The sequence below is a fragment of the Streptomyces canus genome, assembly GCF_030815415.1.
Lineage (GTDB): Bacteria > Actinomycetota > Actinomycetes > Streptomycetales > Streptomycetaceae > Streptomyces > Streptomyces canus_F.
The window spans coordinates 4,209,419-4,225,518 of sequence record NZ_JAUSWW010000001.1; the positions used below are offsets into that span (position 1 = coordinate 4,209,419).

At 71.7% G+C, this 16,100-nt stretch carries 9 protein-coding genes; 1 reads left to right on the top strand and 8 read right to left on the bottom strand.

Features of this window, described 5'->3' with window-relative positions; translation table 11 throughout:
- Positions 1-86: 86 nt before the first annotated feature.
- Positions 87-1,121 (top strand): LPXTG cell wall anchor domain-containing protein, encoded by a 1,035-nt coding sequence (locus QF037_RS19305; RefSeq protein WP_307026948.1) that lies wholly within the window; start codon positions 87-89, stop codon positions 1,119-1,121.
- 94 nt (positions 1,122-1,215) lie between these two features.
- Here QF037_RS19305 and QF037_RS19310 read toward each other — a convergent pair whose 3' ends face one another.
- The 8 genes from QF037_RS19310 to QF037_RS19345 all read right to left on the bottom strand — a co-directional run bounded on the left by QF037_RS19310 (position 1,216) and on the right by QF037_RS19345 (position 16,075).
- Positions 1,216-2,994 carry a GMC family oxidoreductase N-terminal domain-containing protein gene (locus tag QF037_RS19310; protein WP_307026950.1) on the bottom strand — a complete coding sequence of 593 codons (1,779 nt, stop codon included), beginning with the start codon at positions 2,992-2,994 and terminating at the stop codon, positions 1,216-1,218.
- A 58-nt stretch (positions 2,995-3,052) separates the two neighbouring features.
- Positions 3,053-4,663 (bottom strand): succinic semialdehyde dehydrogenase, encoded by a 1,611-nt coding sequence (locus QF037_RS19315; RefSeq protein WP_307026951.1) that lies wholly within the window; start codon positions 4,661-4,663, stop codon positions 3,053-3,055.
- Positions 4,664-4,800: 137 nt separating this feature from the next.
- On the bottom strand, positions 4,801-6,420 hold the full coding sequence (locus QF037_RS19320) for a serine/threonine-protein kinase (RefSeq protein WP_307026952.1): 1,620 nt from the start codon (positions 6,418-6,420) through the stop codon (positions 4,801-4,803).
- A gap of 42 nt (positions 6,421-6,462) precedes the next feature.
- Positions 6,463-8,115, bottom strand: coding sequence for a serine/threonine-protein kinase (locus QF037_RS19325; protein ID WP_307026954.1), 1,653 nt, complete (start codon positions 8,113-8,115; stop codon positions 6,463-6,465).
- Between the two features lie 81 nt (positions 8,116-8,196).
- On the bottom strand, positions 8,197-9,288 hold the full coding sequence (locus QF037_RS19330; protein ID WP_307026956.1) for a serine/threonine-protein kinase: 1,092 nt from the start codon (positions 9,286-9,288) through the stop codon (positions 8,197-8,199).
- Between the two features lie 57 nt (positions 9,289-9,345).
- Positions 9,346-10,980 (bottom strand): serine/threonine-protein kinase, encoded by a 1,635-nt coding sequence (locus QF037_RS19335; RefSeq protein WP_307026958.1) that lies wholly within the window; start codon positions 10,978-10,980, stop codon positions 9,346-9,348.
- Between the two features lie 153 nt (positions 10,981-11,133).
- On the bottom strand, positions 11,134-13,830 hold the full coding sequence (locus QF037_RS19340) for a protein kinase (RefSeq protein WP_307026960.1): 2,697 nt from the start codon (positions 13,828-13,830) through the stop codon (positions 11,134-11,136).
- A gap of 163 nt (positions 13,831-13,993) precedes the next feature.
- Positions 13,994-16,075, bottom strand: coding sequence for a serine/threonine-protein kinase (locus QF037_RS19345; RefSeq protein WP_307026962.1), 2,082 nt, complete (start codon positions 16,073-16,075; stop codon positions 13,994-13,996).
- Positions 16,076-16,100 lie beyond the last annotated feature (25 nt).

A 16,100-nucleotide genomic window follows, 5' to 3' on the forward strand; every position in this document is an offset into this window, starting at 1 on the left:
GCCACACCCGCACCCCACAGGCGGGGCCCACCAAGCCCCACTCACGTGCTGCGACACGCAGCACACCGGACTTCCTGAGGTCATTCATGAAGCTTCGCCGTGCCATGGCCGCAGCGGCCGCGACGGCTGTCATAGCCCCGCTCGCGCTGCTGTCCGCGCCTGTCGCGTTCGCGGACGAGACGACTCCGACTCCCACCGATACGGTCACCAGCACGCCGACGGACGAGCCGACCGACACGGCCGAGCCGACCCCGACGGACACCGCGCTGCCCACCGACACCGCGCTCCCGACCGACACGGCGACGACGACCGCCACCGCCACGGCGACCGACACCGCGACGGCCACCGCCACGGCCACCGAGTCGGACGAGCCCGAGCCCTCCGACTCCGCCGAGCCGAGCGAGGAGCCAACCGACCCGGACGTCCCGTACTGCGAGGAACTCGACGAGGACTTCACGGACGCCAAGGTGTCCGCGGACATCAAGGGCCTGCCCGGCAAGATCGTCGCCGGTGACGGCTTCCACAACTTCAAGCTGGCCGTCACCAACGAATCCGGCACCACGGTCGACGGCGTCGCGTTCTACGCCGAGATCGAGAACTACGAGCTCGACGAGTCGAAGTGGCTCAGCCCGTACGTCGACCTGGAGTTCAAGAACACCGAGACCGGCACCTGGGACCGCATCGGCTCCGACGACTTCGCCGGTGACTACTTCTTCTACGTCGACTCGCTGAAGGCCGGCAAGAGCAAGTCCGTCGAGCTGCGCGTCAGCATCGGCTCCAAGGCCCCGGCCGGCGACGCCTACTCCTTCGGCTCCGGCGCCTACCTGGACAACATCGACGGCCAGGACTGCATCGCCGAGGGCTGGGCCCAGTACGACTTCGAGGTCCTGAAGGCCGGCTCGCCCAACCCGGACCCGGGCACGGCCGACCCGAGCGACAACGGCAAGGACTCGGTGAAGAAGCCGCAGGGTGACGTCTCCGAGCTGCCGACGGGCAACCTCGCCGACACCGGTTCCAGCTCGGCGCTGCCGACCATCGGTCTCGTCGGCGGTGTCGCGATCGTCGCCGGTGCCGGTGCCGTCTTCGCGATGCGTCGCCGCAAGGCGGGCGCGGAGGGCTAGAGCCCGGCCGTAAGCCTGCAAGACAAAGAGAAGGACCTGCGCTCGGAGGGGGGCGCAGGTCCTTCTCTTCGTGTGCGGAGGGGCTACGGCGGGGCTACTTCTTCGGCGGCACCGCCGGCATCCCCAGGAACGGCAGCCGCAGCGCGCCGAACGCCTCCGCCGGTACCGCCGCCGTCCGCGGCTCGACCGGCTTCAGACGTTCGTACGCCGCTCCCTGCGCCGGACGCGGGTCCGCCTCGTCCTTGTTGGGCCAGAACGACATCGCCCGCTCGGCCTGTGCGGTGATCGTCAGGGACGGGTTCACCCCGAGGTTCGCCGAGACCGCGGCGCCGTCGACGACCGAGATGCCGGGGTGGCCGTAGAGGCGGTGGTACGGGTCGATCACCCCGTCCTCGGCGGTGGCGCCGATGGGGCAGCCGCCGAGGAAGTGGGCGGTGAGCGGGGTGCCCATCAGCTCGCCGACGTTGGAGCCCGCGAAGCCGTTGATCTCGGCCGCGATCGCCGACGCGCCCTCCGAAGCGGCCCTGATCTGCTTGGGGTTGGGGGCCCCGTGGCCCTGGCGGGCGGTGAGCAGGCCCTTGCCCACGCCGTCCGGCTTCAGGTACGTCGTCAGGGAGTTGTCCAACGACTGCATCACCAGGCCGATGATGGTCCGCTCCGACCAGCGGCGGTTGGAGAGGGAGCGCATCACCAGCAGCGGATGCCGGGCCGCGTTCGCCATCCAGGCCAGGACCCGCGAGGAGCCCTCGGTGTACGGGACCTGGAGGATGGACAGACCGCCCATCGAGTTGGAGCCCTTGCCGTAGCGGACCGGCTCGATATGGGTGTTCGCGTCCGGGTGGATGGACGAGGTGATGGCCACGCCCCGGGTGAAGTCGGCCCTCTTGTCGCCGGTCGCCTTGCGGTAGCGCCGGTCGCTGGTCTGCGCGCCGACCAGTGCCTCGGAGTTGGTGCGGGTCAGCTCGCCCAGCTTGTCGGAGAGGTGCGGCAGCTGGCCGCCCGCCTTCATGCGGTGCAGCAGGGTCTGGGTCCCGTAGGTGCCGGCGGCGAGGACGACACGGCGGGCCTTGAAGATGCGGCCCTTGCCCTTGCGCTGCTGGTCCGTCGGCAGGGTGGCGATCGCGTACCCGCCCTGGGAGTCGTCCGTGACCGAGACGACCGTCGTCATGGGGAACACCACCGCCCCCGCCTTCTCGGCGAGGTACAGGTAGTTCTCGTTGAGGGTGTTCTTCGCCCCGTGACGGCAGCCGGTCATGCACTCACCGCACTCGGCGCACGCCCTGCGGTCCGGTCCCGCGCCACCGAAGTACGGGTCGGCGACCCGCTCGCCGGGTTTCGCCTTCACCGCGCCGTCGGCGTCCTGGCCGTCGCCGAAGAACACCCCGACGGGCGCCATGTGGAAGGTGTCCCCGACGCCCATCCGCTGGGCCGCCGCCTTCAGATGGACGTCGGACGGGGTCATCGTCGGGTTGAGCCGTACGCCGAGCATGCGCTGCGCCTGGTCGTAGTACGGCTTCAACTCCTCTTCCCAGTCCGTGATGTCACGCCACTGCGGATCCTCGAAGAACGGCTTCGGCGGCACGTAGAGGGTGTTGGCGTAGTTCAGGGAACCACCGCCGACGCCCGCACCCGCGAGGACCATCACGTTGCCCAGCAGATGGATGCGCTGGAGCCCGTACATGCCGAGCCTGGGTGCCCAGAGGTAGTTCTTGAGGTCCCAGGAGTTCTTGGGGAGGGTACCCGGGGTGAAGCGGCGGCCGGCCTCCAGGACGCCTACGCGGTAGCCCTTTTCGGTGAGGCGGAGGGCGGTGACGGATCCGCCGAAACCGGATCCGACGACGATCACGTCGTAGTCGTAAGCGTCCTGGGGCACGTGCGTTCTCTCCTTTGAGCGTGCAGTGCTTCAGCGTGTGGTGCGGTGCGGGTCGGTCCTAGCGGAACCGGAACGCCTTCATCAGGCGCAGGCTGCGGCTCATGAACTGGGCGTACGCCTCGTCGCTCATGCCCAGCGACGGCGCCATCGGCAGCAGCCGCTGCTGGGCCACCGTCTGGGCCTCCGTGTACTTGAGGATGCCCTCGGAGCCGTGGCGGCGGCCGAGCCCGGAGTCCTTCATGCCGCCCATCGGGGACTGGACGCTGCCGTAGGCGGGCGCGTAGCCCTCGTTGACGTTGACCGTGCCGGTGCGCAGCCGGGCGGCGACCTCGCGGCCGCGCTTGCCGTCCTTCGTCCAGACCGAGGAATTGAGGCCGTACGACGTGGAGTTGGCCTGCGCGACGGCCTCGTCGTCGGTCTTGAAGCGGTAGATGGAGACGACCGGGCCGAAGGTCTCCTCCGCGCAGATCGCCATGGGCTCGGTCACGCCGTCCAGGATCGTGGGCTCGAAGAAGTACGGGCCGATGTCCGGGCGGGCGACACCGCCGGCGACGACCTTGGCGCCCTTGGAGACGGCCTCCTCGACGTGCCGGGTGACGGTCTCCAGCTGGCGCTCGCCGACGAGGGAGCCCATGTCGGCGCCGTAGGCGAGGGACTTGCCGAGCCGCATGGCCTTGGTGCGGGCGGCGAAGCGCTCCAGGAAGGCGTCGGCGATCGACTCGTGGACGTACAACCGCTCGATGGAGATGCAGAGTTGACCGGCGGAGGAGAAGCAGGCACGGACCGCGCCCGCCGCCGCCTTCTCGATGTCGGCGTCCTCGAGGACCAGCATCGCGTTCTTGCCGCCCAGTTCGAGCGAGACGCCGATGAGGCGGGCGGCGGCGCCCTGGGCGACCTCGCGGCCGGTGCGGGTGGAGCCGGTGAAGGAGACGTAGTCGGCGTGCCGGACGACCTCGGGGCCGACGACGGGGCCCTCGCCGAGGACGACCTGGAAGACGTCGGCGGGCAGCCCGGCCTCGATCAGCAGGTCACGCGCCCACAGGGCGGTCAGGCAGGTCTCGGTGTCCGGCTTCATCATGACCGCGTTGCCCGCGACGAAGGCGGGGAGCGCGTCGCCGACGGACAGCTCCAGGGGGTAGTTCCAGGGGGCGATCTGGCCGACCACGCCCCGCGGGTGGCGCAGCTCGGTGACCTTGGTGAGGGTCGGCATGGCGCCCGCGTGCCGCTTGGGCCGCAGATAGGAGGGCGCCCTGCGGCCGTAGTGGCGGGCGGCGACCGCGACGGCCTGCACCTCCTCGTGGGCGTGCAGACGGGCCTTGCCGGTCTCCAGCTGGATGAGGTCGAGGACCTCGGCCTGGCGGGCGAGCACCAGGTCGTGGAAGCGGAGCAGCACGGCGGCGCGCTGTCGTACGGGCGTCTGCTCCCACACGGCCTGTGCCTTGCGGGCCGCCGCGTAGGCCTTCTCGACGTCCTGCGGCGTCGACTCGGGCAGGTCGGCCAGCTTCTCGCCGGTGAACGGCGTGTGGTTGGCGGTCCGACCGGAGCCGACCACACCCTTGGTGAGCTGGGCGATCAGCTCCGGGGTGACCACGTCGGCGGCGGTCCGGGCGCCCTCAGGGGCGGGGGCGAGGGGGTTGGTGGCCTGAGCCGAAGCCTTCGAGTCCGTCATGACGCGCAGGGTATGCCGGAGCGGAGGCTTTGGGTACCCGTCGGTAATCGGGATTCACGGAGTACTCACACGGCGCCAGTGATCACTGGCGCAAAAGCCGCTGATCAGCGCGTTGTTCGGTGTCGATCACCAGCCGCTCACCCTTTTTCGATCACGAGCCGGTCACGGGCCGCCTTGAACAGCGCCATGCCCTCCTTCTCGGCCGCCGTCCCCTTCGGCATGTCGACCCGGAGCTCGTAGAGACGGCCGTCGTCGGTCATGACGGACAGCTGCATGACCCGGGTCGGGTCGTCGCCCGCGTCGTCGTAGGTGGTGTCGGCCTGTACGGCGTACTCGCCCCCGAAGCTGGTCTCCGTGAGCCGGGTCTCGGCCTCCGCGTGCGTCGCCCAGGACCTCTTCTGCTGGTCCGCCCGGCCCATGGCTGTGGTGCTGGGCTGGTCCCACAGGCTGAGGCGGAGGTCGATGCCGCCCTCCCCGTAGATCACCATCCGCGGCTGGTCGGTGGCGCTGCCCTGCCGGTGGGTCTCCCCGTACCGGCTCGGGACGGCGAGCGTGGCCTTCAGGGCCTTCTCGGGGTGCTTGTCCCAGGGCTCGTCGGCGATGTCGGTGGCGGCGGGCGCGAGGGGGGCCGAGGTGTACGTCGGCTCGGTCACAGCGGCGGGCTCGGGCTCGGCGAGGAAGTAGGACGTGCCGAGCCAGGCGCCGCCGGCCAGAGCGACCCCGAGCAGGGCGGCCGGGAGGGGGCGCCGCAGGAGGTGGGGCCTGCGTGGCGACGTCGTCGGTACGACGGTGGTGTCCGGCTGCTCCGGTACGGGCTCGGGTTGCGGTCCCCGCAGGCGTACGGTTCCGGAGTCCTCGCCCAACTCTGTTATTCGATCCGGCACTTGGGGCGCCGGAGTGGCGTGCAGCGGCGGTACCGGCCACCCTTCCGCCGCCGCCTCCAGGATCTTGGCGGCTTCCTCGGCGTCCGGCCGCAGATCCGGTTCCTTCCCCAGCAGCCCGCTGATCAGGGGGCTCAGCGGACCGGCCCGCTTGGGCTCGGGCGGGTCGAAGGAGAGGATCGCGGCGAGGGTGGACTCCAGCGTCGTACGCCGGAAAGGCGGTTCGCCCTCCACGGCGGCGTACAGCAGGACGCCCAGGGACCACAGATCGGAGGGCGGACCGGCGCCCCGACCGGACATCCGCTCGGGAGCGATGAAGTCGATGGAGCCGACGAACTCGCCGCTGACGGTGAGGGATTCCTCGCCCTGGACATGCGCGATGCCGAAGTCGGTGAGGACGACCCGGCCGTGCGGCCCGAGCAGCACGTTGGCGGGCTTCACATCGCGGTGCACGATCCCGACGGCGTGCGCGGCGCGCAGGGCGCCGAGGACGGCCAGGCCGATGCGGGCGGTCTCGGCCGGGGCGACCGGCCCACGCCGGAGCACCTCGTGCAGGGACTCCCCGCGCACCCACTCCATGACGATCCAGGGCAGCCCGTCCTCGACGACCACGTCATGGATGGACACGGCGGCGGGATGGTCGACCCGGGCGGCGGCACGGGCCTCCCGGTAGAGCCGGTGAGAGGCCCGCTGATGGGCCTCGTCCTCCGGGTCACCGGGCAACCTCGGCTGCTTCACGGCGACTTCGCGGTCCACCAGCTCGTCGTGCGCCCGCCAGACGGTGCCCATGCCGCCCGACCCGATGCGCTCGGCCAGACGGTAACGGCCGCCTATCAGTCGGCCCTTCGGGCTGGTGCCGCCCCGGTCGTTGCTCATGCCCCATCAGTACCTTGTGGGGCGGTTGCTTGTCGACGCGGGTCAGAGCACGTCCACGTCGAGGTTCGCGATCGTCGTCCTCGCCACCTCTTGCCCCCGCTTCGTGAAGTCGCCCTTGCCCGGGTAGCTGATGGTGAGCTTGTACATGTCGCCCTTGGAGGTCTTGTAGTAGAAGATCTGCATCTCGCGGGGGCGGGGGTTCTGGCTGTCGTCGGTGATGTACGTGATCGTGTTCTTGGCGGCCTGTTTCCCCTGGTACGTGACCGCGTCATCGGTGTCCGTCTCAGGGTTCTCCGGCATGCCGAGCTCGTACTCGCCGTTCTCCTTGAACTTCTTGTCGTCCTCGTACATCTCCGCGGCCGCCGAGCCCGCGATGGTGTTGTTCGAGTCCTCGGCCTTCCTGTCGAGCCTCAGCCCGATCCAGATGCTGCCGCTGTAGTCGGTGTACGTGACCCAGTGCGCCTCGTCCGTCTTCCGGTCGGGCACGTCCTCCTGGTACGCGTGGGGCACCGCCAGCGTCGCGGCGACGTCCTTCACCTTCTTCGTCGTCCAGCCGTCCGGCAGCGGCCCGGCGAACGGGTCCGCGATCACCAGATACGCCGCCACCGCGGCCGCGACGACCGCGGCACCGAGCCCGATCAGCGACTTGCGGCCCAGCCGCACACCGCCCTTCGGAGCGCCCTCCGCGAGCTGCACGACCTGCGTCGGCGCCGGAGCGGGCGGACGGGCGGCCGTCTCCAGCAGCGCCCGCACCTGGGCCGCGTTCGGGCGACGCGCGGGGTCCTTCTGGAGCAGGCCGGTGATGACGTCGGCCAGCGGACCGGAGGCGGAGGCCGGAACGGCGGGCGTGGCGTTGAGGACCGACTGGAGCGTGGCCGGCGTGTTGCTGCGGCGGAACGGCGAGACGCCCTCGGTGGCCGCGTACAGGACGACACCGAGCGACCACAGGTCCGACGCCGGTCCCGGCCGCTGCCCCAGCACCCGCTCCGGCGCGATGTACTCGGGCGAGCCGACGAAGCCGCCGGTGTCGGTCAGATTGGTCTCGCCCTCGATCTGGGCGATGCCGAAGTCGGTGAGGACGACGCGGTCATGGCGGCCGAGCAGCACGTTGTCCGGCTTGACGTCCCGGTGCAGGATGCCCGCCGCGTGCGCGGCCTCCAGCGCGCCGAGCACCTCCAGGCCGATTCGCGCCGCTTCCCTCGCCCCGAGGGTGCCCTCCTGCAACGCGTCGCCCAGCGAACGGCCGTGCACCAGCTCCATGACGATCCACGGCTGGCCGTCGACGACGGCGACGTCGTGCACGTTCACAACGGCTGGATGGTCGAGCCGGGCCGCGGCACGCGCCTCGCGGCGCATGCGTTCGAACGCGTTGGCGCGTTCGCGCTCGGGAAGATGGTCGGGTACGCGGGGCTCCTTGACGGCGACCTCGCGGTCCACCGTCTCGTCCTTGGCGCGCCAGACCGTACCCATGCCGCCGTGCCCGAGCTTGGCGAGCAGACGGTAACGACCACCGATCAACCGGCCGGTACCCGGCTCCGGTTCAGGCGCGGAGGGTGCCGTCTGGTGCGGTACGACCTGGGTGGGCGCCGCGTACGGGTTGTCCGGGTGCGGCACGGCCGCGGGCGGGTTCGGCGGTTGCAGACCAAAACTCGTTGGCTCGTCGGACCCGTAAGGGGCTCCCCCGTTGTTGCTCATGGGTCCGTTCATATCGCGCCAGCAGCGTCCGAATCCACTCAGAGGGCGTCGCGGTCACAGACCCGTGACTCGGGAGGTCGCTTATCTCCCTTTTAGGTGAGCTCGCTGTGGGCTCTCGGACTCGGAGCCGGTCCGCGAGAAGGAAGGTTTCGGCACCGAGGGACTTTCGCTGGCGGAGACACTGACGGACGGGGGCGAAGGTGACGGTGTGGGCCCGTCCCCGCCTCCCTCCTGATGCATGATCAGCGCCGCCCCCGACACCCCCGCCCCCGCCATCGCGGCGACCAGCACCACGGCGGTCAGCACACCCCGCAGGGAACGCCGCTCGGAGACGGGCAGGCGCCCTGTCTCCAGGAAGGCCCGCAGCATCCGCTCGGCCGACTCCGCGTCCAGCCGCCGTGCCGGATCGCGCTCCAGCAGCCCTCGTACGACGGGCAGGATCGGCGCGGCCTGCGCGGGCGGCCGTATCTCAGCGGCGAGGACCGCGTGCAGGACACCGCTCAACGAGTCGCGCCGGAACGGCGATTCACCGCTCACCGCCGTGCACAGCAGCGCCCCCAGCGACCACAGGTCGGACGCGGGCCCGGTCCCCGTCCCGGTCATCCGCTCCGGCGCGGTGTACTCGGGCGAGCCGACGAAGGACCCGGTCTCGGTGAGCGTGGTGGCGCCCGCGACCTGCGCGACGCCGAAGTCGGTGAGGACGACCCGGCCGGTGCCGGCCTCCATCAGGACGTTCGCGGGCTTGATGTCCCGGTGCAGGACCCCGGCCGCGTGCGCCGCGCGCAACGCGCCGAGCAGATCGACGCCGATCCGGGCGGCCTCGGCGGGCACCACCGGCCCGTGCCCGGCGATCCGGTCGGCGAGGGAGCCGCCGTCGATCAATTCCATGACGAGATAGGGCCGTTCGTCCTGCTCGACGATGTCATGGACGACGATGATGTGCGGATGCCTGAGCTGTGCGACGGCCCGCGCCTCGCGCAGGGTCCGCTCGCGCTGCCACCGGGCCTCGGCCTCGGACAGCGTCTCGTCGAGGGAGATCTCCTTGACCGCCACCCGCCGCCCGAGCAGCAGATCGGTCGCCCGCCACACGACACCCATGCCGCCCCGCCCGAGCCTGACCTCCAGGCGATAACGGCCCGCTATGACACGGAAGTTGTCTCCCGGGGTCCCCATGCGCCCCATGATGCCGCGCCGGACGGATCCCCTCCGGGGTGCTGACCGGCCAAGTTGTCAGGAGGTTTTCGGCTGAAAGCTCCGCAGCATCCACGTGAACTGCCGGCTCGTGGTGGCCCAGTCGGCGGCCGGCGAGGAAGCGTAGATCGCGTACTCGGTTCCGTCACGGTCCATGTACCCGACGTCGATCGCGCGGTACGGCCCCGGGAAGTAGTGCGGCGCGTCCTTGGCCTGCGCGGTCCATGCGTACTCCCAGCGGGCGCCCGGCTGGTCACGGAAGAGCTCCTGCTTGAGAGTCAACTGCTCGTAGTCCCCGAACCGCCGCGCGAGCTGATCGCTGAGCTCGCTCATGTGGTCGTACGAGCTACTGAAGTCCGGCGCGATGTCGACAGCGACCCGCACGAGGTGCTTGCCGCCGTCGGGCGAGTAGTCGACCTGCTGGAGGCCGTCCTGGTCGATGGAGACGGACCGCTGCCACCCCTTGGGCAGGGAGATGCTGAACCCCACCGGGTCGTTGCGCCGCTCCCATCCCGCGGGAACCTCCCCGGGGCCGCCCTCCTCGCTCGGTGTGGCGTCGGCACTGGTGCCGGTACTCGGAGTCGGCAAGGCAGCGGCGGAGGTGCCGGGGCTCCCCGCACCGAACTGCTGCAACGCGACCGCCACACCCCCGCCGACGATCGCCGCGAGGGCGACGACCAGGGAAAACGTACGCAGGCGGTGTCGCTTCGGCGGGGCGGGCACGGGTGCGGGACCGATCGTCACCGGCGGATACGGCGTGGCGGCGACCGTCTGCGGGCGGGTACCGGTGCCGATCCCCGTCCCGGAGGTGTCGTACCCCGGCTGCCCCGTCGGCGCGTACGACTGCGCCGCACCCGGCACTCGCCCCTCCGCCGCCTCGGCGAGCATCCGCTCGGCCTCCGCGGCGCTGGGCCGCTCGGCCGGATCCTTGCGCAGCAGCGCGGCGAGGACGGGCCCCAGCACACCGGCGTTGACCGGCTCGGCGGGCTGCTCCTCGACGACGGCCTGCATCGTGCCGATCGGCGAGGTGCGGCGGAACGGTGACCGGCCCTCCACCGCCGTGTACAGCGTCGCGCCGAGCGCCCACAGGTCGGAGGCCGGGCCCGGATCATGGCCACGGACCCGCTCGGGGGCGAGATAGTCGACGGAGCCGACGACCTCTCCGGTGCGGGTGATCGTCGTATCGCCCTCGATCTGCGCGATACCGAAGTCGGTCAGCAGGACGCGCCCGTCATGGGAGAGGAGGACATTGCCGGGCTTCACATCGCGGTGCAACACCCCGGCGGAGTGCGCGGCGCGCAGCGCACGCAGCACCCACAGTCCGATCCGCGCGGTCTCGGCCGGCTCGATACGCCCCTGCGCCTTGACGGCGTCGGCCAGCGAACGCCCCTCGATCAGCTCCATCACGATCCACGGGCGGGCGTCATGATCGAGCACGTCGTGCACGGTGACGACGGCGGAGTGGTTGATCCGGGCGGCCGCGCGGGCCTCGGCGCGGGTGCGATGGAGCAGCCGCTCCTGGTCGCTCTCGGACACGTACAGGGCAGCGGTCAGCTCTTTGATGGCGACGGCCCGGTGCAGCACCTCGTCATGCGCACGCCACACACGGCCCATACCGCCGCTGCCGATGGTGTCGGCAAGCCGGTAACGACCCGCGAGAAGCAGGCCCTGCATCTGATTCACGTTGCCCCGCAATGTTCTTGACAGGGTCAGATTAGGGACCGGGCGGGGTGCGGGGAACCACGGGGGTGCCAAGGTTTCGCGGTTGTGACAGTTGTCGCTTTCGACGACCGGAAGCAACCGTCACCCGGCGTGACCGGGCTCAGTTCAGCCGGTGATCTCGTACGTCGCCGACGCCTGCTCGAACAGCCGCGTCACCTCGTCCCGTTCCGCCTCCGGCCCGCGCACCTGCAGCACGTGGTACTTCCCGTCGACGAGCATCGCGAGATTGCGCACGAACAGCTCGCGCCCCGCGTCGTCGGTCCAGGTGAACTGCCCCTCGGCCATGGTCTGCCCGCCCACCTGGATCGTCCTCAGCCCGCTCGCGCTGGCCCAGCTGGAGTCGCGGTACGGCTGGAGCTCGCGCTCGTCCTCCCGCTGGTACGCCATGGGGTCCTCGCCGTACTCGTCGGCGCTGTCCCTTCCGGGTACGACGATCAGGTCGAAGTCGCCGTGCGCGTACACGACCTGACCGCGGCCGTTCTTGGGCGTGTGGTCCCAGCCGCTCGCGACCGCGACACGGAAACCGGCGGAGTCCGTACGCAGGGTGAAGCCGTCGGCGACGTCCGGGCTGGTGGTCTGCGGCTCCACGGACTCGGAAGGGCTGGCCTTCGGGGAGTTCTGGTCGGGCCGCGGCTCACTGCTGGCGGGCGCCTCGCTGACCTCGCCGGCCGAACCGGTCCGGTCGGTGTCGCCCGCGCCGCCCGTCGAGTCGGCGGCCTTGGGCATGAACAGCACGGCGTACGCGATCACCGCGGCCATCAGCAGCAGCACCAGCAGAAGCAACGTACGCCCGAGCCGGCGCGGCGAACGCTGCACCTCCTGCCTGCCCTGCTTGGCCCGCTTGTGCCGTCCGTGCGCACTGGTCGCGGGCAGCCGGGCGCGCCGTCGGCGCACCAGCTCGCCCCGCCGTCGTACGACGGGCAGCCGGGTGGAGTCGAGGGGCGGCGCGGCGACGACATGCGCGCCCGCTTCGGGCTCGGGCGCGGACCGCACCAGCGACCGCAGCCAGCCCCGCAGCTCCTCGAAGTCGAGCCGCTCGGTGGGGTCCTGGCGCAGCAGCGACTCCACGACCGGCCGCAGCGGCCCGCACTCCTCGGCGAAGGCGGGCGGCTCGGCGCACACCATCTGCACCAGCTCGGCCGTCGACTCCTCCGGGTAGGGCGCGTGCCCCTGCACGGCCCTGAAGAGCAGCGCGCCGAGCGCCCACAGGTCGGTGGCGGGCCCGATCGGCGCGGCCAACTGCCAGTTCTCGTGCACCGGCCCGGCCTGCTCCGGCGCCCATCGCTCGGTCACCGGTCCGACCACGGCCATCCTGGCCTGCCGTGCCCGCTCGGCGGCGAGCGCGGTGGCGGGGCCGCGGGGAGCGGGGGCCGCGGCGGCGAGCTCGTCCCAACGGCCGGGGGTGGGCGCGGGATCGGGCCCGCCGGGCGGAAGGGCGGCGCTACGTCCATGCCCTGCCGCCGGCACCGCCGTGCCCGCGGCTCCACCACGCGGCACCGCTCCCTGCCAGTCGGCGCGCACACCGTACGGATCGGCTATCTGCCCCTGGGACGTGGCGCCGGAACGGAGGTGATCGCCCCGGCCGGGCTGCACCACACCGCCGGGGGGAGCGGAACCCGGCGGATACGCAACCCCGTGGCCAGGCCCGTACGCCGACTGCCCCTCGGCGCCCGGCGGAAGCTCGACGCCGTTGCCCATCGGGTACGGCGCCTGCAGCCCACCGCTGCCCGAGTCGTACGGCGATGTCGGCCCCCCGCCCGTCGTCGCGGGGCCGCCCTCGGGCACCGGCCGGGCTCCGGGCAGGGCCGTGCGGCCGCTCTGCTGGGCCTCCTGGACCCGGGCGGCGGCCCGGGCGCCCGCGCGATACGCGGCGATCGCCCCGGCGCGCGCGGCCCGGACGTCCCCGCCGGTCTCCACGGCCCTGCGCTCGATCGCGGCCGACGGCGTACCCGTTCCGTTCACCGCGTCCGCGCCGAGCCCCGGCAGCCCACCGGCCTCCCGCGCCTCGATGGCGGCCCGCCGCGCGGCCTCCGGGTCGACGGCACTCGCCTCGGCGGCGGCACCGCCGAGACCGGTCGCCCCACCGCTCACGGGACCGCCGGCACCACCCGGCCCACCGAAAGTCCCCGGGACACCCGCCCCGCTCCGGTCACCGACCTCCCGGTCGCCCTCCACGGCCGGCACCGGGTCGTACCCGCACAGTGCCTCCTCCGCCGCCCCGACCGCGAGGCCGGTCAGCATCACCCGGCCGTCGTCGCAGACCAGGACCGTGCGGGCGGTGATGTTCCGGTGCACCCAGCCGTGCGCGTGCAGCACCCGCAGGGCCATGAGGACGTCGGAGGCGACCTCGGCCGCCCGGTACGGCGTCAGCGGCTTCTCCACCAGCAGCGCCGCCAGTGACCGCGCGGCCACCAACTCGCTCACGATCCACAGCGACCCGCCCTCGGCGAACACGTCGAAGACCTGGTCGAGCCGTGGATGGTCGGGTATCGAGGCCGCGGCCTGCGCCGCCTCCACGGCCCGCCGCACGGCCGGGTCGGCAGGGCGCCGGGTACTCGCACGCGCCGAGGGCGACCGCCGAACTCCCCTGTCCCGCGGGTCCCTTGCGGTGAAGCCGTCGGGCAGCCCCTCCGCGTCGAGCACCTCCGCCTCGACGACCTCGGGCAACGGCACCTGCCGGACGAGGACTTCCTGACCGCTGTAGGTGTCGAAGGCCCGGGTCTCGGTCAGTTCGTACTCGTCGGAGGGCGGCAGCGGCAGGCGGTAGCGGTCGGCGAGTACCCGTCCCGCATAGTCGTCCACGTGGCCTCCCCCGGCACTCCGGATCGGTCAATTCCGTTCGCCCCGCGTGCCGTTCCGCCCATAGTTGGATGCGTACGGTCCGCAAGCCTTCACGATACGTGCCGGAGGCAACCCGCAAAGAGGGGATGCCAGATCTCACGCCTCAAACGCGGGTCGGGTCACTTCACGATTTCGGTTCGAATGTCTGCGCGAGGGTCTGCCAGGTGTCCTTGCGCAGCTCACTGCCCCAATTGGCCGCTTTCGCCGTGTACATCAGCGCATATCCGAGATGGTCGTTGACGACGAACCCCCGGTCGATCGTCCGGTACTTCGTCCCGCCCTCGACATAGGTGAACTCCCAGTCGGCCGCGAGCCAGCCCCGGTAGTTCACCTTCGCTATGCGGACCCGGTCGTACTGGGAACGCGTCATGTACCGCTCCTGGCTCTTCCAGTCCGCCACCGGGTCACCCTTCGGCGTGGACGTCCAGGCCACCAACAGCTTCTGCCCGTCAGGCCCGGTGAAACGATCCCCCGCCGAGGCCGACGTCTGGAACTTCCACCCCTTGGGCAGCCCGATCGAGTACCCCTGACCGCCCTTGTACGTCGTCTCCGCCGCGCTGTCGCCGTCGACGGAACCCCCGGCCTCGCTACCGCCGGTCGCGGTCGCGCTGCTGCTCGGCGTCTTCTCCGCCGCCGCGCCGGACCCCGCGGACTCGGTCGCCTTGCTGTCCGTCTGGGCGCCGCCGCTCTCGTCCTCCTTGGTGGAGGGACTCGGGCTCGCGCTGGCGGAGGCCTTGGCGCCGCCGCCCGCCGAACTCCTGGAGGAGTCGCCGTCACCGTTCAGCACGACGGCCAGCACGACCGCGACCACAGCGAGCACCACGACCACCGCGATGATCACCAGCGTCCGCTTCGGCACCACATCGGTGAGCGGCGCCCTCGGCACGGGCCGCGGCGGCAGATCCGGCGGCGTCATCACGGGCCAGCCCGAACTCCGCCCGCCACCGGCCGCGTTGCCCCCGGCTCCCGAGCCGGCACCAGCACCAGTGGCACCGGCACCGGCACCGGAGCCGCCCACGCTGCCGGACCCCGAGACAGCCGTCCCGGACGAAGAAGTCGGCTTCGCCTGCGCACCCGTCCCAGCAGTGCCCGGCCCCGAAGCCGCCGCACCACCCGACGAGCCCGAAGTACCGGACGAGCCCGAAGTACCGGACGAGCCCGAAGTGCCCGTCCCGCTGCCGGACTTGGCCCGAGCCGCAGCCGCTGTACCGGCCGCTCCCGCAGCCACGGCCGCCTTGCGCACGGAACGGAACGCCCCGCGCAACCGCTCCCCGCCCTCACCCCGGTCGGGCTGCGGAGGCAACGGCACGACCTTCGTCGCGTCCGGCGCCGGCTCCGGCTCCGCCTTGGGCTCGGGCGCGTGGATCACCGCGTTGAGCATCACGCGCGCACCGGTGTCGTCGAGCCGCTTCTCGGGATCCTTGGTGAGCAGCCCGTATATGACGTCCTTCAGCGGACCCGCGTTCTTCGGCTCCTCCAGCGGCTCGGTCATCACCGCGGTCAGAGTGGCGATCGCCGAGCCCTTGTCGTACGGCGGCACCCCCTCGACCGACGCGTACAACAACCCGCCCAGCGACCACAGGTCAGCGGCCGGACCCGGCTTGTGCCCGCGGGCGCGCTCCGGGGAGATGTAGGATGGGGCGCCGACCAGCATGCCGGTCGAGGTGATCGACGGGTCGCCCTCCACCTGGGCGATGCCGAAGTCGGTGAGCACGACCCGGCCGTCCTCGGAGATCAGCACGTTGGACGGCTTCACGTCCCGGTGCAGGATGCCCTGACGGTGCGCCGAACGCAGCACGTCGAGCACCGCGAGCCCGACCTCCGCCGCGCGCTTCGGCTCCAGCAAGCCGTCCTCCCGGATGGCTTCGGCGAGCGACTTGCCCTCGACGAGCTCCATCACGATCCACGGCCGGTCGTCCTCCTCGACCACGTCGAAGACGGTCACCGCGCTGTTGTTCCGGATCCGCGCGATCGCCTTGGCCTCACGCAACGTCCGCGTGATCAGCCGCCGCTTCTCCTCCTCGTCGATATTGGAGGGGAACCTCAGCTCCTTCACCGCGACGATCCGACCCAGGGTCTCGTCCTCGGCACGCCACACCGTGCCCATGCCGCCGCGGCCGAGCACTGCTCCCAACCGGTACCGCCCGGCGAGGAGACGTTCGCTCTTGCCCTGACGGGATGCCCCCGCCCGCTCCGCCTCCGACATGCGTCCCCTCATACAACCCGCCCTG